The sequence below is a fragment of the Ralstonia nicotianae genome (assembly GCF_018243235.1).
GTDB lineage: Bacteria > Pseudomonadota > Gammaproteobacteria > Burkholderiales > Burkholderiaceae > Ralstonia > Ralstonia nicotianae.
Genome location: NZ_CP046674.1, coordinates 2,357,179 through 2,373,583, shown reverse-complemented (window position 1 = coordinate 2,373,583; position 16,405 = coordinate 2,357,179). Strand labels below are relative to the sequence as shown.

At 69.4% G+C, this 16,405-nt stretch carries 16 protein-coding genes; 9 read left to right on the top strand and 7 right to left on the bottom strand.

The window, feature by feature from the left end:
* Positions 1-118: 118 nt before the first annotated feature.
* Together GO999_RS10690 and GO999_RS10685 are read left to right on the top strand one after the other, a co-directional pair.
* Positions 119-1,990, top strand: coding sequence for a methyl-accepting chemotaxis protein (locus tag GO999_RS10690; protein ID WP_211906212.1), 1,872 nt, complete (start codon positions 119-121; stop codon positions 1,988-1,990).
* 75 nt (positions 1,991-2,065) lie between these two features.
* Positions 2,066-3,868 carry a methyl-accepting chemotaxis protein gene (locus GO999_RS10685; protein ID WP_211906211.1) on the top strand — a complete coding sequence of 601 codons (1,803 nt, stop codon included), beginning with the start codon at positions 2,066-2,068 and terminating at the stop codon, positions 3,866-3,868.
* A gap of 8 nt (positions 3,869-3,876) precedes the next feature.
* Here GO999_RS10685 and GO999_RS10680 read toward each other — a convergent pair whose 3' ends face one another.
* Positions 3,877-4,602 (bottom strand): MOSC domain-containing protein, encoded by a 726-nt coding sequence (locus tag GO999_RS10680; RefSeq protein WP_071012717.1) that lies wholly within the window; start codon positions 4,600-4,602, stop codon positions 3,877-3,879.
* Positions 4,599-5,327: a glutamine amidotransferase gene (locus GO999_RS10675; RefSeq protein WP_011001108.1), complete on the bottom strand. Its 729-nt coding sequence runs from the start codon at positions 5,325-5,327 to the stop codon at positions 4,599-4,601. The genes GO999_RS10680 and GO999_RS10675 overlap by 4 nt, the downstream gene beginning before the upstream one ends.
* A 92-nt stretch (positions 5,328-5,419) precedes the next feature.
* Between GO999_RS10675 and GO999_RS10670 the strand changes: the two genes are divergently transcribed.
* Entirely contained in the window at positions 5,420-5,968 is a 549-nt protein-coding gene (locus GO999_RS10670; protein WP_011001109.1) for a helix-turn-helix domain-containing protein, read from the top strand.
* A 45-nt stretch (positions 5,969-6,013) separates the two neighbouring features.
* Here the strand turns inward: GO999_RS10670 and GO999_RS10665 are convergent, their stop codons facing one another.
* The gene (locus GO999_RS10665) at positions 6,014-6,826 is read right to left on the bottom strand and encodes an inositol monophosphatase family protein (RefSeq protein WP_011001110.1); all 813 of its coding nucleotides are present in this window, start codon (positions 6,824-6,826) and stop codon (positions 6,014-6,016) included.
* Positions 6,827-6,939: 113 nt separating this feature from the next.
* Between GO999_RS10665 and GO999_RS10660 the strand changes: the two genes are divergently transcribed.
* A complete protein-coding gene (locus GO999_RS10660) occupies positions 6,940-7,803 on the top strand; it encodes an RNA methyltransferase (RefSeq protein WP_028852917.1) in 864 nt (287 codons plus the stop codon).
* A gap of 136 nt (positions 7,804-7,939) precedes the next feature.
* Positions 7,940-8,686: a serine O-acetyltransferase gene (gene cysE, locus GO999_RS10655; protein WP_016725822.1), complete on the top strand. Its 747-nt coding sequence runs from the start codon at positions 7,940-7,942 to the stop codon at positions 8,684-8,686.
* Positions 8,687-8,707: 21 nt separating this feature from the next.
* Here cysE and GO999_RS10650 read toward each other — a convergent pair whose 3' ends face one another.
* From GO999_RS10650 to GO999_RS10635, 4 genes are read right to left on the bottom strand one after another with little or no spacing between them, the layout of a single operon-like run.
* Positions 8,708-9,514: a UDP-2,3-diacylglucosamine diphosphatase gene (locus GO999_RS10650; protein ID WP_165591463.1), complete on the bottom strand. Its 807-nt coding sequence runs from the start codon at positions 9,512-9,514 to the stop codon at positions 8,708-8,710.
* A complete protein-coding gene (locus GO999_RS10645; RefSeq protein WP_019718005.1) occupies positions 9,511-10,017 on the bottom strand; it encodes a peptidylprolyl isomerase in 507 nt (168 codons plus the stop codon). Before GO999_RS10645 ends, GO999_RS10650 begins: the two co-directional genes overlap by 4 nt.
* A 38-nt stretch (positions 10,018-10,055) precedes the next feature.
* Positions 10,056-10,628, bottom strand: coding sequence for a peptidylprolyl isomerase (locus GO999_RS10640; RefSeq protein WP_016722171.1), 573 nt, complete (start codon positions 10,626-10,628; stop codon positions 10,056-10,058).
* Positions 10,629-10,681: 53 nt separating this feature from the next.
* Complete coding sequence (locus GO999_RS10635) at positions 10,682-11,341, bottom strand: tetratricopeptide repeat protein (protein WP_019718007.1); 660 nt, start codon at positions 11,339-11,341, stop codon at positions 10,682-10,684.
* A 242-nt stretch (positions 11,342-11,583) separates the two neighbouring features.
* On the opposite strand from GO999_RS10635, the gene cysS reads away from it, so the two are divergent.
* The 4 genes from cysS (at position 11,584) to tilS (ending at position 16,292) form a co-directional block, all read left to right on the top strand.
* On the top strand, positions 11,584-12,981 hold the full coding sequence (gene cysS / locus GO999_RS10630) for a cysteine--tRNA ligase (protein WP_019718008.1): 1,398 nt from the start codon (positions 11,584-11,586) through the stop codon (positions 12,979-12,981).
* A complete protein-coding gene (locus GO999_RS10625; protein ID WP_019718009.1) occupies positions 12,966-13,841 on the top strand; it encodes a DNA-3-methyladenine glycosylase family protein in 876 nt (291 codons plus the stop codon). Before cysS ends, GO999_RS10625 begins: the two co-directional genes overlap by 16 nt.
* Positions 13,842-13,927: 86 nt before the next feature.
* Positions 13,928-14,896: an acetyl-CoA carboxylase carboxyltransferase subunit alpha gene (locus GO999_RS10620; protein ID WP_011001119.1), complete on the top strand. Its 969-nt coding sequence runs from the start codon at positions 13,928-13,930 to the stop codon at positions 14,894-14,896.
* Between the two features lie 7 nt (positions 14,897-14,903).
* Positions 14,904-16,292 (top strand): tRNA lysidine(34) synthetase TilS, encoded by a 1,389-nt coding sequence (gene tilS / locus GO999_RS10615; RefSeq protein ID WP_211906210.1) that lies wholly within the window; start codon positions 14,904-14,906, stop codon positions 16,290-16,292.
* Positions 16,293-16,405: the final 113 nt, after the last annotated feature.

The following is a 16,405-nucleotide window of genomic DNA, read 5'->3' as shown; positions in this document are numbered from 1 at the left end:
GACGGGGGCGACTCAAGATCTGCGCGCAAGTTGCCGATAGACAGTCCGGAGCCCTGAAAAAACATGGGGGGACGCCTCGTGCACGGCACGGGGCGTTTCCGCGCACGGAGACCTTGGAATGAGCAAGCTCAGCTTCCGCCAGAAGCTTTGGCTGCCGCTGGCGTTCAGCCTGATCGCGCTGACGCTGATGTCGGTGTTCAATGCCTATCAGGCGCGCGGGATTCGCATCGAGGAACGCAGGAACAACCTGGTCAGCGTGACCAGCATGGCGCTCAACCTGGTCAAGCAGTACGACGACCTGGCCCGCGGTGGCGTCCTGACCAAGGAGGCGGCACAGCAGCAGGCGCTGGACCGCTTCCGCTCGCTGCGCTACGACAAGGACGGCTACTTCACCATCACCCGTTCCGACAACGTGGTGGTGATGCACCCGATCAAGCCCGAATTCATCGGCAAGGACCAGACCGGCTTCAAGGACGCGCAGGGCAACAGCGTCTACGTCAATCTCACCAGCGCCGCCAGGCAGCCCAACGGCGGCTTCACCAGCTATGTCTGGCCGCACGTCGGTGGGACGGCGCTGGTGCCGAAGACGGCCTTCGCGCAGCGCTACGAGCCGTGGGACTGGGTGTTTTCGACCGGCGCCTACATGGATGACATCAACGCCGCGTTCATGACGTCGCTGTACGAGAGCGGCGGCCTGCTGCTGCTGGCGGGCGCGGTGCTGGTGTTGCTGGCCGGCGTGGCCAACCGGGGTCTGCAGCGTGCGTTGGGCGGCGACCCGGCCTATGCGGCGGAGGTGGCCAACCGCATCGCCGGCGGCGACCTGAGCGTCGAGATTGCCACCCGGCCGGATGACCGCGACAGCCTGCTCTACGCCATGGGCCGCATGCGCGGCGCGCTGGTGCAGACCATCGGCCGCATCAGGGGCGCATCGGAGACCATCGGCACGGCCACGCGCGAGATCGCCAGCGGAAACCTGGATCTGTCTTCGCGTACCGAGCAGCAGGCGAGCTCGCTCGAAGAGACCGCCTCGGCCATGGAAGAGCTGATGTCGACCGTGCAGCAGAACGCCGACAACGCCAACCAGGCCAACCAGCTGGCCGTGTCCGCCTCCGACGTGGCGGTGCGGGGCGGCGACGTGGTGTCCCGCGTGGTCGAGACGATGGGCTCGATCAATGCGTCCTCGCGCAAGATCGTCGACATCATCGGCGTGATCGACGGGATCGCTTTCCAGACCAACATCCTGGCGCTCAACGCCGCCGTGGAAGCGGCGCGCGCAGGCGAGCAGGGGCGCGGCTTCGCGGTGGTGGCCGGCGAGGTGCGCAGCCTGGCGCAGCGCAGCGCCGCCGCGGCCAAGGAGATCAAGGCGCTGATCGACGACTCCGTGACCAACGTGGATGCCGGCAGCACCCTGGTGGAAGAAGCCGGCACGACCATGCGCGAGATCGTCGCCAGCGTCCGGCGCGTGACGGACATCGTCGGCGAGATCACCGCCGCGAGCCAGGAGCAGCGCTCGGGCATTGAAGAAGTCAGCCACGCTGTCACGCAGCTCGACGATGCCACCCAGCAGAATGCCGCGCTGGTGGAGCAGGCAGCGGCCGCCGCGCAATCGTTGCAGGAGCAGGCCGACAGCCTGACGCAGGTCGTGGCGCAGTTCCGCCTCGACCCCACGATGTCGGCGGTGCGCAGCGTGGTGGCCAAGGCCGAGCCGACGATCGCGCCGCCGCTACCCAAGGCTGCCGAGGCCGGGCCGGCCACACCCGTATCCGTGGCCGCACCCGTGGCCGCGCCGTCCCAGGCGCCGCGCCGCGAGCCGGTCAAGCCCAGCCCCGAGGCCGCCAGGCCCAAGCTGCAGCCGCGCAAGGCGCCGGTGCTTGCCAAGCGCGCGGCCAGGCCGGACACCGTGCCCGCCACGGTGCCGGCCGCATCGCCCAAGCCTCTGCACCAGCCGCTGGTGGCCGCCGGCGACGATGCCGACTGGGAAACCTTCTGAACCGTCCGGCGCGGCAACGCGCCGGCCTGACCCCGGCCCCGCACCTGGAATGCGGGCCGGTCTCCGGAGACAACTGTGGAACGCTTCCTGAAAAACACCAGTGTGCGAGCCGGCCTGCTGGCGATTCTGGTGACCTTTGCACTGATGATCGTGGTGGGCGCGGCGGTCGGCGTGCTGGCCCTGAGCACGGCCAACGTATCGACCGAGCGCGTGCATGCCATCTCGGCACGCAGCATGCTGCTCAATGACGCCTACAAGGACATGATGCGCGCCCGCACCGGGCTGGCGCGCGTCTACGGCATGCTGCGCGAGAATCCCGGCACGCCCTTGGCGTCCAACGCGCTCGATAGCGCCGAGTCGGGCGTGAAGAAATCGCTCGCCCAGCTCGACGCGTTCAAGAGTGCGCCGGCCATCGAAGGCGTGGATCAGGCCCTGCGCCAGGCCGCCGCCCAGGCCGCGCAGGCGCATGCCGACGCCGTGCAGCGCGCCATGGCCGCCCTGCGCGCCAGCGATGCGGCCGCCTACGCCACCATCAACGCCAAGGACGTCACCTCATCGGGGGCGGCCTGGTCGGTCGAGATCGAACGCTTCCAGAAGCTCAGCAGCCAACTGGCCCAGGAAGAGGCTGACGGCGGGCAGGCGCGCTACGGCCTGATCGTCAAGTTCGTGAGCGTCGGCATCGTCATGGCGCTGGCGTTGATTGCCACCGTGCACTACGCGCTCAAGGCCTTCGTGGTGACGCCGCTCAACGACGCGGTGGATGTGCTGACGCGCGTGGCCGAGGGCGATCTGTCGGTGCAGGTGAGGGAAGGCGGGCGCAACGAGCTGGGCCGGCTGCTGTCGGCCGTGGCCCGCATGCGCGCCAGCCTGCTGCAGACGGTGCGCCAGGTGCGCAGCAGCTCGGACGCGGTCAACACCGGCGCGCATGAGATCGCCAGCGGCAACCTCGATCTGTCGTCGCGGACCGAGCAGCAGTCGGCGTCGCTGGAGAAGACGGCCGCCAGCATGGAGCAGATGACCTCCACCGTCACCAACAACTCCGAGAACGCCCGCCAGGCCAGCGCGCTCGCGGCCAGCGCGGCCGACCTGGCCTCGCGTGGCGGCGAGGTGGTGCGCGGCGTGGTCTCGACCATGGACGAGATCAGCGCGAGCTCGCGCAAGATGGCCGACATCATCGGCGTGATCGACGGCATCGCCTTCCAGACCAATATCCTGGCGCTCAACGCGGCGGTGGAAGCCGCCCGCGCCGGCGAGCAGGGGCGTGGCTTCGCCGTGGTGGCCGGCGAGGTGCGGGCCCTGGCCCAGCGCAGCGCGGCCGCCGCCAAGGAGATCAAGGACCTGATCGATGCCTCGGTCGATCGCGTGCAGGCCGGCAACACGCTGGTGGCCCAGGCGGGTTCGACCATGACCGAGACGGTGGATGCGGTGCGCCGCGTGGCCAACATCGTCGAAGACATTGCCGCCGCCTCGTCCGAGCAGACGCAGGGCATCCTGCAGATCAGCCAGGCGGTGTCGGAGATGGAGCAGGTGACGCAGCAGAACGCCGCGCTGGTCGAGCAGGCCGCGGCCGCCGCGCAGTCGCTGGAGGAGCAGTCGCTGAACCTGACCCAGGTGGTGGCCCAGTTCCGGCTGGACGAGACGGACGGTGTGGTGGCGGCTGCCGCGTCCAAGCCGGTGCGTACCGCGCCGGCGGCCGCCGTGAAGCCGGCCGCCAAGCCGCCGCGCCCGGTCGTGCGCAAGCGTGGACCCAGCCCCAAGGCCGTGGCGCCGGCCACCGTGCCTGTCGTCGCGTCGGCTGCCGCGCCTGTTGTTGCGCCGGTCAAGGCCCAGCCGCTGGCCGCCGTCGCCGGCTCGGACGGCGACTGGGAAACCTTCTGATCGTCGGATCAGGCCTGCGGCGCGCGGCCCGAGGGATCGCGTGCCGGGCCTTCGATCCGCTTGTCCCAGCTTTCCACCTCGCCGCGTGCCAGCCGGTTCTCCACCAGCTTGCGCCACGACGGTGTCAGCGGCAGCGCCAGCATGTCGCCGAGCGCGTCCGCGTCCAGCATGTTCCGATAGAGCACGTCCAGCACACGCGCCAGCGGCCATTGCGGCCACGGGCGTTCCAGCCAGGCGAGTGTGTCGCCCGCGCGCAGCGTGCCGCCTTGCAGCACCCGGTAGTACCAGCCCGTGCGGCCGGTCTGCTGCACGCGACGGGCCATGTCGCGCTGTGCGAAGCGGTCGTTGAGCTTCCAGCACGGCTGGCGCAGCTGCGAAACCTCCAGCACCACCTCGCCCGCGCGCAGCCGGTCGCCGACGCAGAGATCGGCTTCGGTGAGGCCCCGCGTGCTGATGTTCTCGCCGAACGCGCCGGGCCGGGCCAGCAGCGGGTGCGCACCGAGGTCGGCCTGCCAGGCCGGGTAGTGGTCGAACGGGTAGTGGTGGATCGCCTTGTCGGGCCCGCCGTGCACGCGCAGGTCGCCTTGCTCGTCGCCGACGATGCCGTCGGGGCCGATCTGCACCGCATCGGCTACCGGCCGCTTGTCGATGGCGCTGCGCGAGCCGGGGCGGGTGTAGTCGACGGCCCGGCCAGTCAGGAGGGCATCGATGCGGATGGGGGCGGGCAGCATCATGCGGCGCTCCGCGCGGCGTGAGCCTCGGCGCGATCCAGCCACGCGGTGAAGACATCGTGGGCGCGCTGCGCCAGCGGTGCGGCCAGCGCGGGGGCCTGCCCGCGCAGCGTGCGCGGGTCGATGCCCGCGGCGGCCAGCTCGGCCGCATGCCCGATCAGCCAGGCCTCGAGTTCGCGCAGATCGGCCTCCAGATGGAATTGCAGGCCGAGCGCGTGGTCGCCCAGGGCAAAGGCCTGTTCCGCGCAGACCGATGTGGATGCCAGCCGTGTGGCGCCGGGCGGCAGCTCGAACCGGTCGCCGTGCCAATGCAGCACGGGCGTGCCGTCGGCCAGCGGCGCGAGCGGGGAGGCCGCGCCCTCGGCCGTCAGCGTCAACGGCGCGAAGCCGATCTCCTTGACGTTGTCGCCCATCGGCGCCACGGCGGCACCCAGCGCGCGCGCCATCAGCTGCGCGCCCAGGCAGATGCCGAGCAGCGGCTTGCGTGCCGCCAGCCGCCGCGCGATGGCGTCGGTTTCCTCGCGCAGGAAGGGGTAGCGATCATCGTCGAAGGCGCCGATGGGGCCGCCCAGCACCACCACCAGGTCCGCCGCGGCCAGCGCTTCGGCCGGCAGCGGCTGCAGGCCGGCGTCGAGCGTGCGCACCGCGTAGCCGCGTCCGAGCAGCAGCGATTCCAGGACGCCCAGATGCTCGAACGGGACGTGACGCAGGGCGAGCGCGGTTTTCATGATCGGCACAGACGGAATGAGGGAATCCGCATTCTATGACACAGGGTGTCTTATGTGACAATTGTTCAAATAACCATGACACCCGTAGACCGATGACCGTCCGCCTCAAACCGCTGCGCAAGGATCGCGGCTGGACACTCGAAGTGCTGGCCGAACGCACCGGCCTGACCAAGAGCTACCTGTCCAAGGTCGAGCGCGGCCTGTCCGTGCCGTCGATCGCCGTGGCGATGAAGCTGGCGGGAGCGCTCGGCGTGCCCGCCGAAACCCTGTTCGGCGAACCCGCCGCCGCCTCGGCCATCACCGTGGTCCGCGCGGGCGAGCGCACCGCCGCGGGCGCGCCCGGCGCGCAGCCGCGCTACGAAGGCATCGCGACCCAGCGCGGCGGCAAGGCGCTGCTGCCGTTCATGATCTATCCGCCGGCCGATTTCAGCGCCTCGCCGTTCAAGGAGCACGAGGGCGAGGAGATGCTGTTCGTGCATCGCGGCGAGGTCGAGATCGCCTTCGCCGGGCAGACCGTGCGCCTGGCCGCGGGCGATGCGGTGGTGTTCGATGCGCGGATTCCGCATCGCACGCGCTCGGTGGGGGAGGAGCCGGCGCAGGCGCTGGTGGTGGTGAGCGCCGCGCCGGCCGGCGCGCAATAAAAAAGCCCGCGTTCCGGCGGGCTTCGTCGATCGGGCGAGGCGTGATCAGACCACGGCCTGCGAGCGCGAGAACGGCGTGGTCAGCTTGATCATCTGCACGAAGGCCTTCGGGTTGCCGGCCAGGATCTCGCCCTGGTCCAGGTAGCCGGCCTCGCCGCAGTAGTTGCCCACCAGGCCACCGGCCTCGGTGATCAGCAGCGAGCCCGCAGCCATGTCCCACGCGTTGAGGCCCTGCTCGAAGAAGCCGTCGAGGCGGCCGCTGGCCACATAGGCCAGGTCCAGTGCGGCGGCGCCCGGGCGGCGCAGGCCGGCGCAGTTCTCGGTCATGGTGGCGAACAGCTTGACGTAGTCGTCCAGGCCTTCCATGTCGCGGTAGGGGAAGCCGGTGCCGATCAGGCAGTCGGCCAGCTTGTCGCGGCGCGTGACGCGGATGCGGCGGTTGTTGAGGAAGGCGCCCGCGCCCTTGGAGGCGGTGAACAGTTCGTCGCGGGTCGGGTCGTAGACCACGGCCTGGGTGACGACGTTGCGCTGCATCAGCGCGATCGACACCGCGAATTGCGGGAAGCCGTGGATGAAGTTGGTGGTGCCGTCCAGCGGGTCGATCACCCAGACGTTTTCGCTGGCGGTTTCGCCGTCGGCCCAGGAGCGACCGGACTCTTCCGCTAGAATCGCGTGATCCGGATACGCTGTCTTGATGATCTCGATGATCGTGGCTTCGGCCGCGCGATCGACGTCGGTGACGAAATCGTTGTGTTGTTTGCGCTCGATCTGCCGGGAATCGCCCTGGAGCGTGGCGCGATTGATGACGGTCCCGGCTTTGCGGGCAGCCTTGACGGCGATATTGAGCATCGGATGCATGACGGATCTCCGCGCCTGGCGCGGATCGCGCGTCAGGCGAAACAACACAGCGAATTGTGGAAGAACGAACGGCGGGCACGATTCCGCCGCCAAAAAGAGTGGCCGTATTGTATATGAACCCCGCCTCCCGCGCCTCGGAAACCAGCCCGGCCCGCGACAATGACGTCTTGCGGCAACGTGCCGCCCGTTGCCGCTTCGTGCTGGTGGAAACCAGCCATCCCGGCAATGTCGGTTCGACGGCACGCGCGCTGAAGACCATGGGATTCGGCGAATCCGGAAGCTATGTGCTGGTGCGTCCGCGCGAGCCCGGTGCGCAGTCGCATCCCGACGCCGTTGCCATGGCAAGCGGCGCCGATGACGTGCTCGCCGATGCCCGGGTCGTCGACGATTTCGGCGAGGCGCTGGCCGGGGCTTCGCTCGTCATTGCGCTGACGGCGCGTCCGCGCGAGTTCGGCCCGCGCCGCATCGGCCCGCGCGCCGCCGCGCAAGAAGTGGCGGCCTTGCTGGCTGCGCCGGGGGCGACGGTCGCCTTCGTCTTCGGCAACGAGCGCTACGGTCTGCCCAACGAGGTGGTGGAGCGCTGCCACGTCGTCACCCATATCCCCGCCAACCCGGCCTATGCGTCGCTCAACCTGTCGCAGGCGGTGCAGCTGATCGCGTATGAAGTGCGCATGGCGCTGCTGGCCGATACCGGCACGGGCGATACCCGCGTCGACGGCGTCGGCTTCGTCGGCGAGCCGGCCACCGCCGAGCAGATCGACGGCATGTTCGCGCACCTGGAGCGCGGCCTGGTCGAGATCGGCTTTCTCGATCCGGCCCAGCCGAAGAAGCTGATGCCGCGCCTGCGGCGCCTGTTTGCCCGCACGCAGCTGGAGGCCGAGGAGGTCAACATCCTGCGCGGCATCGCCAAGCGCATGCTCGGCCGCCGGGCCGATGCCGCCGCGCCGCCCACCGGCGCCGCCGACGACTGTCGGTGATCCCCGCGAAGCCGCTTTCCTGGCGGCTTCTCCCACGCCCGTCAGGCCAAGACCCTTGCCGTAACGCGGCAACGGAATGCCTTACACTGCCCCCAAGCGCATCGCGCTGATCGATATTCCGTTTTTTCACAGACCCATGTTCACACGCATTCGCGAAGACATCCGCGCCATCATGGAGCGAGACCCGGCCGCGCGCAGCCGCTGGGAAGTGCTGACCTGCTATCCGGGCCTGCACGCCATCATCGTCCATCGGGCCGCGCATGCGTGTTGGGGCGCGGGCTTCAGGTGGCTGGGCCGATGGCTGTCGCACCTGGGCCGTTTCCTGACCGGCATCGAAATCCACCCCGGCGCGCAGGTCGGCCGGCGCGTGTTCATCGATCACGGCATGGGCGTCGTGATCGGCGAGACCGCCGAGATCGGCGACGATTGCACGATCTACCAGGGCGTGACGCTGGGCGGCACCTCGCTCTACAAGGGCGCCAAGCGGCATCCGACGCTGGGCAAGGGCGTCGTGGTCAGCGCGGGCGCCAAGGTGCTCGGCGGGTTCGTGATCGGCGACGGCGCGCGGGTCGGCTCCAACGCGGTGGTGCTCAAGCCGGTGCCGGCCGGCGCCACGGCGGTCGGCATTCCCGCCCGCATCCTCGAGCGCGACGTGCCGGGCGCGGTCCAGCCCGCACTCAAGCAGGAGTTCTCGGCCTACGGCATCACGCCGGACGCGGACGATCCGGTTTCGCTCGCGCTCAAGCGGCTGATCGACCATAGCGCGCTCCAGCAGGAGCGCATCGAGTCCATCCTGAGCGCGCTGGATCGCCTGGGCGCGCATCTCGAGAACTCGCCGAACGATCCGTTCGATGCCAGCGAGCTCAAGCGGATGCTGAAGTGAGGGCAGGGCCGCGGCGGCGGATTACGCCGTCACCGGCTCGGCCGTCAGCACGCCGTCCTGCAGCCTGAGGAAGCTGCCGCGCGGCTGCGCATGGTCGAAATCCCAGTCGGAGAGGACCCAGCGCTCGCCGCCGGGCTCGTGGTGCAGCCGGGGGCGGTGCGTGTGGCCGTGGATCAGCAGCGGGATGCCGGCGGCCTTGAACAGCGCGTCCACCGCCTCGGGCGCCACGTCGCCCATCATCGCAGCCGCGCGCGGCTCGCCCGCCACGTTGGCGGACAGGGCGCGGCCGGCTTCGCTGTCGGCGCGCATCTTCTGCGCGATCCGCAGCCGCCAGCGCAGCGGCATCGCCAGGAACAGCCGCTGCACCCAGCGCTTGCGCGTCCAGCGGCGGAACCGCATGTAGGCCGCGTCGCGCGTGCACAGCGCATCGCCGTGGGCCAGCACGATGCGCAGGCCATCGGCTTCCAGCACGCTCGGATCGGGCAGCAGCGTCGCCTGCGTGGTTGCCAGGAAGCGCTTGCCCAGCAGGAAATCGCGGTTGCCGTGCATGAGCAGCACGCGCGTGCCGGCCTGCGCCAGCTCGGCGAGCAGCGCGGCGACATGCCGGTGGAACGGATCGGCGAGTTCCTCATCGCCGACCCAGTATTCGAAGAAGTCGCCCAGGATGACGAGCGTGCTGGCCTCGCGCGCCCGTGTGCGCACGAAGCGCTCGAACGCGGCGGCCGTGGCGGGCATGCCGGCGCTCAGGTGCAGGTCCGAAATGAAAAACACCGGCCCGGAAACCCGGACCGGTGTCTTCAGTGCGGACGCCGTCGGCGCATCGCTCATTCGATCACTTCGGCGCTTTCGATCACCACGTCTTCCATCGGCACGTCCTGGTGGTAGCCGCGGTTGCCGGTGCGCACGGCGCGGATCTTGTCGACCACGTCCAGGCCCTCGGTCACCTTGCCGAACACGGCATAGCCCCAGCCTTGCGGCGTCGGCGAGGTGTGGTTCAGGAAGTCGTTGTCGACCACGTTGATGAAGAACTGGGCCGTGGCCGAATGCGGGTCGTTGGTGCGCGCCATGGCGATCGAGCCGCGCTCGTTCTTCAGGCCGTTGTTGGCTTCGTTGTCGATCGGTGCGTCGGTCGGCTTCTGCTTCATGTCGGCGCCCGGCTCGAAGCCGCCGCCCTGGATCATGAAGCCCTTGATGACGCGGTGGAACACCGTGCCGTTGTAGTGGCCCTTCTTGACGTAGTGGACGAAGTTGGCGACGCTCTTGGGCGCCTTCTCGGCGTCCAGGGCCAGCGTGATGTCGCCGTGGTTGGTGTGCAGCTTGACTTGGGTCATGGTGAGTTCCTTGGCGGAAAAGCGCAAAAGCAAAAGCGTTACTTGGTGACGAGGGTGGCCGATTCGATCACGATCGGCGTGACGGGCACGTTTTGGTGCGGGAGCTTGCTGGTGGTCTCCACGCCCTTGATCTTGTCGATGGTGGCGGTGCCTTCGACCACCTTGCCGAACACGGTGTAGCCGTAGCCGTCCTGGCCCGGGTAGTTCAGCATGTCGTTATTGACCACGTTGACGTAGAACTGGGCGGTGGCGGAGTTCGGGTCCATGGTGCGCGCCATGGCGATGGTGTACTTGTCGTTCTTCAGGCCGTTCTTCGATTCGATCTCGACGGGCGCGCGCGTGTCCTTCTGCTTCATGTCGGGCGTGAAGCCGCCGCCCTGGATCATGAAGCCGTCCATCACGCGGTGGAAGATGGTGCCCTTGTAGAAGCCGTCCTTCACGTACTGCAGGAAGTTGGCGACGGTCTTGGGCGCCTTGTCCGGGTAGACCTCGACGGTGAAGTCGCCCATCGACGTCTTGAACTGCACGCGTGGGGCCGGCGCGGCGGCCGCGCTGACGGAAACGGCCAGTGCACACACGAGCCCGGCAAAGAGGGAGCGGATACGGAGCATGGTCTTGAGGGAGCTTTGGGGGTGGGAAAACGGGAGCGGCCGCGCGCCGGGTTTCAGCGCTTGGCCGGCCTGGCGTTCACGCCGCTGGCGGCGGGTGGTTCGGCTGCGGGTTTGGACGGCACGGCGCGCATGCCTGGCAGATCGGGCAGGGCATCGAGCCGCGCGCGTGCGGCGGCGTGCTTCGGGCTCAGCCTGAGCGCATTCTGGTAGGACTGCGCCGCCAGCCGCACATAGATATCGCCCAGGTTGGCCTGGGCCTGCGCGTTCTCCGGCGCCACGCGGGTGGCCGTGATCAGGGTCTCGCGGGCGCGCAGCAGCTCGCCGCGCTCGGCGTAGAGCGTGGCCAGGTTGAGATACGGCTCGGGCAGCTCGGGAAAGTCCTGCGTCATCTGGCTGAAGGCGACCACGGCGTCGTCGCTGCGGCCCAGGCCGGCCAGGGCCACGGCGCGCTGGAAGCGGGCCTGCGCGTTGCGCGGCTGTGCGGCGACGTCCTTGTCGAGCTCGGCCAGCGCCTGCGCGTACTGTTTCCTGGCGAGCCACTCGTCGATGCGCTTCTGGCGCGCGACCTGCGGCGGCTGCGGCGTGTTGGGCGTCAGATCGGCCGGCAGGGCGATGCCGGGGGCGGCGGTCTGTGCGAAGGCCGGCGCGGTGGTCATTGCAATGAGGCCGGTCAGTGCCGCACCGAGGGCGCGGCATCGCAGCGTACTGTTCATGAGAATCGGTTCCGTTATACTCCGCCGCATTCTAACAAACCGTCTTTGCGCGCAGCAGCGGTCAGACGCGCCGGACGGGGTTCTTGACGGCGCACAGGGCGGGGGCCCGGCCTGGTCCGACCCGTCGGTGCAGTTCCGGTAAGATATGCCGCTGATTTTGCTTCGCGCCTGCGCAGGCAGCCACGCCTGCCGGCCGACACGACGCCCCGCACGCGGCGGCGCGCCGCTTCTCCCTACACCGCATGGAATCACTCAAGATCTACAACACGCTCGCGCGTGAGAAACAGACGTTCGTCCCCATCGAGCCCGGCCGCGTGCGCATGTACGTGTGCGGGATGACGGTGTACGACTACTGTCACGTCGGGCATGCGCGGGTGATGGTGGTGTTCGACATGGTGCAGCGCTGGCTGCGCGCGTCGGGGTATGACGTGACCTACGTGCGCAACATCACCGACATCGACGACAAGATCATCAAGCGCGCGGTCGAGAACGGCGAGACCATCGGCGCGCTCACCAACCGCTTCATCGCCGCCATGCACGAAGATGCCGACGCGCTCGGCGTGCAGCGCCCCGACCGCGAGCCGCGCGCCACCGAATACGTGCCGCAGATGCTGTCGATGATCGGCCGGCTGCAAGACAACGGCCTGGCCTACCAGGCGGCCGACGGCGACGTGAACTACGCGGTGCGCAAGTTCCCGGGCTACGGCAAGCTGTCGGGCAAGTCCCTCGAAGACCTGCGCGCCGGAGAACGCGTGGCCGCCAACGATGCCAAGCAGGATCCGCTGGACTTCGTGCTGTGGAAATCCGCCAAGGCCGACGAGCCGGCCGAGAGTCGCTGGGCCTCGCCGTGGGGCGAGGGCCGTCCGGGCTGGCACATCGAGTGCTCGGCGATGAGCTGCGAACTGCTCGGCACGCATTTCGACCTGCACGGCGGCGGCGCCGACCTGCAGTTCCCGCACCACGAAAACGAGATCGCCCAGTCCGAGGGCGCCAGCGGCAGCACCTTCGTCAACACCTGGATGCACAACGGCTTCGTGCGCGTGAACGACGAGAAGATGTCGAAGTCGCTCGGCAACTTCTTCACCATCCGTGACGTGCTCAAGGTGTACGACCCGGAAGTCGTGCGCTTCTTCATCCTGCGCTCGCACTACCGCAGCGACCTGAACTACAGCGATGTGCACCTGGACGATGCGCGCCACGCGCTGACGCGCCTGTACACCGCGCTCAAGGACGTGCCCGCCGAGGCGCAGGCCCGGCCCGACTGGAACGAGCCCCATGGCAAGCGTTTCCGCGAGGCGATGCACGACGACTTCAACACGCCCGTCGCCATGGCCGTGCTGTTCGAGCTGGCCACCGAAGTCAACAAGACGCGCTCGCCGGCGCTGGCCAGCCAGCTGGCGGCGCTGGGCGGCGTGATGGGCCTGCTGGTCCGCGATCCGCATGCCTTCCTGCAGGGCGGCGTCGGCGCGGCCGCCGATGGTCTGGATGCCGCCGAGGTGGAGGCGCGCATCGAAGCCCGCCGCGCCGCCAAGGCCGCGCGTGATTTCGCACGCGCCGACGGTATCCGCGCCGATCTGCTGGCGGCCGGCATCGTGCTCGAAGACAAGCCGGGCGGCGTGACCGAATGGAGACGCGCATGAACGCGGTGGCCAAGAAAGCCGGTGTGGCGCGCGCGGCGACCGTCCGCAAGGCGGCGCCGGCCAAGGCGCCCGCTGCCAAGAAAGCGGCGGCCAAGCGCGTCGACGGCGTGGCGAGCAAGACGGTCGCCGCCAAGGGGGCGGTGATCCAGGCGGCCAAGCGCGCAGCCGGCTCCAGGGTGCCGCTGCCCGAGGTGCCGGCCACCAGCGAGCCGCTGCCCGTCCCGACGGACGCGGTCACGCTGTCCGGCCCGCCCGCCTATTGGCAGGAGGCCTGCGCCGACCTCATGAAGCGCGACCGCATCCTGCGCAAGATCATCCCGGCGTTCGGCCCGGCGCACCTGGCGTCGCGGGGCGATCCGTTCGTCACGCTGGCGCGCTCGATCGTCGGCCAGCAGATTTCCGTCAAGGCGGCGCAATCCGTGTGGGAGCGCTTGGTCGAGGCATGCCCCAAACTGGTGCCCGCGCAGTTCCTGCGCGCCGGCCATGAGAAGCTGGCGGGCTGCGGGCTGTCCAAGCGCAAGGCCGAGTACATCCTCGATCTCGCCGAGCATTTCCGCAACGGCACGGTGCACGTTGCCAAGTGGGCGGAGATGGAAGACGAGGATGTGATCGCCGAGCTCACCCAGATCCGCGGCATCGGCCGCTGGACGGCGGAGATGTTCCTGATGTTCAACCTGTTGCGCCCCAACGTGCTGCCGCTGGACGACATCGGCCTGATCAACGCGATCTCGCAGAACTATTTCAGTGGCGAGCCCGTCACTCGCAGCGAGGCGCGCGAGGTCGCCGCCAACTGGGAGCCGTGGCGCACGGTGGCCACGTGGTACATGTGGCGCAGCCTCGACACGGCCACCACCTATTGACCTGTCCATTCCGATGAAACGTGGCGTGTCTGCGGCCGGTCAAAATCCGGTAGAATGCGCGCCTTCAAGAGCCTTCCGGGGAATCCATGAAAACAACCTTCCTGGAGTTCGAGCAGCCGATCGCTGAACTTGAGGCGAAGATCGAAGAACTTCGCTTCGTGCAGGACGATTCGGCCGTCGACATTTCCGAAGAAATCTCCCGCCTGGCCGCGAAAAGCCAGCAGCTGACCAAGGACCTGTACGCCACCCTGTCGCCCTGGCAGGTCGCGCAGATCGCACGGCATCCGCAGCGTCCGTACACGCTGGACTACGTCCGAGAAATCTTCACCGACTTCCACGAGCTGCACGGCGACCGCACGTTCGCGGACGACCTGTCGATCGTCGGCGGCCTGGCGCGCTTCAACGGCCAGCCGTGCATGGTGATCGGCCACCAGAAGGGCCGCGACACCAAGGAGCGCGCGCTGCGCAACTTCGGCATGTCCAAGCCCGAGGGCTATCGCAAGGCCAAGCGCCTGATGGAGCTGGCCGACAAGTTCGGCCTGCCGATCTTCACCTTCGTCGACACGCCGGGCGCGTTCCCGGGCATCGAAGCCGAAGAGCGCGGCCAGTCGGAGGCCATCGGCCACAACCTGTTCGTGATGGCCGGCCTGAAGGTGCCCCTGATCGCCACCATCATCGGCGAGGGCGGTTCGGGCGGTGCACTGGCCATCGCCGTGGGCGATTCGGTGATCATGCTGCAGTTCGCCACGTATGCCGTGATCTCGCCGGAAGGTTGCGCATCCATCCTGTGGAAGACCGCCGAGAAGGCACCCGAAGCCGCCGAGGCGCTGGGCCTGACCGCGCACCGCCTCAAGGCGCTGGGCCTGATCGACAAGATCGTCAATGAGCCGCTGGGCGGCGCGCACCGCGATCCGAAGGCCATGGCGACGATGCTCAAGCGCGCGCTGGCCGAGTCGCTGCGCCAGTTCCAGGGCATGAAGACGTCCGAGTTGCAGGCGCGCCGTCACGAGCGCCTGATGGCCTATGGCAAGTTCAAGGAAACCGGCTCGAACTGATCCTTCAGTGCTGCTGGTCGACAAGGTCGCACAACGCGTCGTCGCGTGTGCGGCCTTTGTTGTTTCTGGCGGGGCGCCGACGGTCGCGGTTGCACTGTCGGGCGGGCGGGATTCCGCGGCGCTGCTGCATGCCGTCGCTGCGTGGCGCGATGCCGCCGGCGTGCCGGTGCGGCTGGTCGCACTGCACATCCACCATGGCCTGCAGGCCGATGCGGATGCATGGGAGGCCGCCTGCGCGCGGATGGCCGCCGCCGTTGGCGCCGCGTTCCGCGTGCGGCGCGTGCGGGTGTCCACAGATGCCGGTCGCGGCATCGAGGAAGCCGCGCGCGAAGCCCGTTACGCCGCGCTCGACGCGCTCTGCGCCGAGACCGGCGCCACCCTCCTGCTGACCGCCCACCACCTCGACGACCAGGCCGAGACCGTGCTGCTGCAATTGCTGCGCGGCGCCGGGCTCGACGGCCTGTCGGCCATGCCGATGGCGCGCGAGCGCCGAGTGACGCTGCTGCGTCCCTGGCTGGACGTGCCGCGCGGCGATATCGAAGCCTATGCCCGGGCCCATGCGCTCGCGTGGGTCGAGGACCCCTCCAATGGCGATGCCCGCTATGCCCGCAACGCGCTGCGGCCGTTGCTGGCCGGCATGGCAGGGCATTTTCCCGCCTACCGGGCCTCGCTGGCGCGCAGCGCGGCGCATCTGGCCGAGGCGGCGGCGCTGATCGAGGAGGTTGCGCAGACCGATCTTGCGCGGATCGCGCCGGCGGGCACGCTGGCGGTGGCCGGCCTGGCGGCGCTGTCCGGGCCGCGTCAGCGCGCGGCGCTGCGGGCATGGCTGGCCGGGGCCGGGTTGCGTGCGGTGTCGTCGCGGCGGCTGGAGGACTTGCGCGCGCAACTGCTGGGTGCCCGTGCCGACGGCGCGCCGTGTGTCCGCCTGCCCGGCGCGCAAGTGCGGCGCTACCGCGGGCAGGCATGGATCGAGGCGGCCGGGCAGCCCGGGGCCGGGCCCGCGGATTGCCCGATCGCCGTCTCGCGGTTCGATCCGGCCCGGGCCGAGGTGCAGCGGGTGGACGTGGCGGCGTGGGGCGGTGCGCTGCTGTTCTCGCCGGCCCAGGCGGAAGGCATCGACGCGCGGATCCTGCAGGCGCCGCTGTCGCTGGCCGCCCGGCGCGGCGGCGAGCGCATCGTGTTGCGGCCGGGCGGGCCATCGCGGGCGCTCAAGCAGGCCTATCAGGAGGCCGGCATTCCGGCGTGGGCGCGGGCCAGGCTGCCCTTGCTGTATGCGGGCGAGCGGCTGGTCTTTGCCGCTGGGCTGGGCCCGGACCGGTCGGCTGTCACCATGGGCTCCGGCTGGCATGTCGCCTGGCTGCCGGCAGTGGGCCAGGACGGGCTGGATGCGGGTTGAGCGGCGGGCCGCCGGCTGAACGGCACGCTGCCGGGTCGGTTGGTGCGGCAAATGACTTGTCGATCGGTGTGAATTGCTGTATTTTCAAAAGCTTTTGCACCGTCCCGCCTCCT

Bases quoted from the DNA above. Each gene is read 5' to 3' on its own strand.
- GO999_RS10690 (WP_211906212.1), top strand. From the start codon at position 119: ATGAGCAAGCTCAGCTTCCGCCAGAAGCTTTGGCTGCCGCTGGCGTTC.
- GO999_RS10680 (WP_071012717.1), bottom strand. From the start codon at position 4,602: ATGATGCTGCCCGCCCCCATCCGCATCGATGCCCTCCTGACTGGCCGG.
- GO999_RS10675 (WP_011001108.1), bottom strand. From the start codon at position 5,327: ATGAAAACCGCGCTCGCCCTGCGTCACGTCCCGTTCGAGCATCTGGGC.
- GO999_RS10670 (WP_011001109.1), top strand. From the start codon at position 5,420: ATGACCGTCCGCCTCAAACCGCTGCGCAAGGATCGCGGCTGGACACTC.
- GO999_RS10665 (WP_011001110.1), bottom strand. From the start codon at position 6,826: ATGCATCCGATGCTCAATATCGCCGTCAAGGCTGCCCGCAAAGCCGGG.
- GO999_RS10660 (WP_028852917.1), top strand. From the start codon at position 6,940: ATGAACCCCGCCTCCCGCGCCTCGGAAACCAGCCCGGCCCGCGACAAT.
- cysE (WP_016725822.1), top strand. From the start codon at position 7,940: ATGTTCACACGCATTCGCGAAGACATCCGCGCCATCATGGAGCGAGAC.
- GO999_RS10650 (WP_165591463.1), bottom strand. From the start codon at position 9,514: ATGAGCGATGCGCCGACGGCGTCCGCACTGAAGACACCGGTCCGGGTT.
- GO999_RS10645 (WP_019718005.1), bottom strand. From the start codon at position 10,017: ATGACCCAAGTCAAGCTGCACACCAACCACGGCGACATCACGCTGGCC.
- GO999_RS10640 (WP_016722171.1), bottom strand. From the start codon at position 10,628: ATGCTCCGTATCCGCTCCCTCTTTGCCGGGCTCGTGTGTGCACTGGCC.
- GO999_RS10635 (WP_019718007.1), bottom strand. From the start codon at position 11,341: ATGAACAGTACGCTGCGATGCCGCGCCCTCGGTGCGGCACTGACCGGC.
- cysS (WP_019718008.1), top strand. From the start codon at position 11,584: ATGGAATCACTCAAGATCTACAACACGCTCGCGCGTGAGAAACAGACG.
- GO999_RS10625 (WP_019718009.1), top strand. From the start codon at position 12,966: ATGGAGACGCGCATGAACGCGGTGGCCAAGAAAGCCGGTGTGGCGCGC.
- GO999_RS10620 (WP_011001119.1), top strand. From the start codon at position 13,928: ATGAAAACAACCTTCCTGGAGTTCGAGCAGCCGATCGCTGAACTTGAG.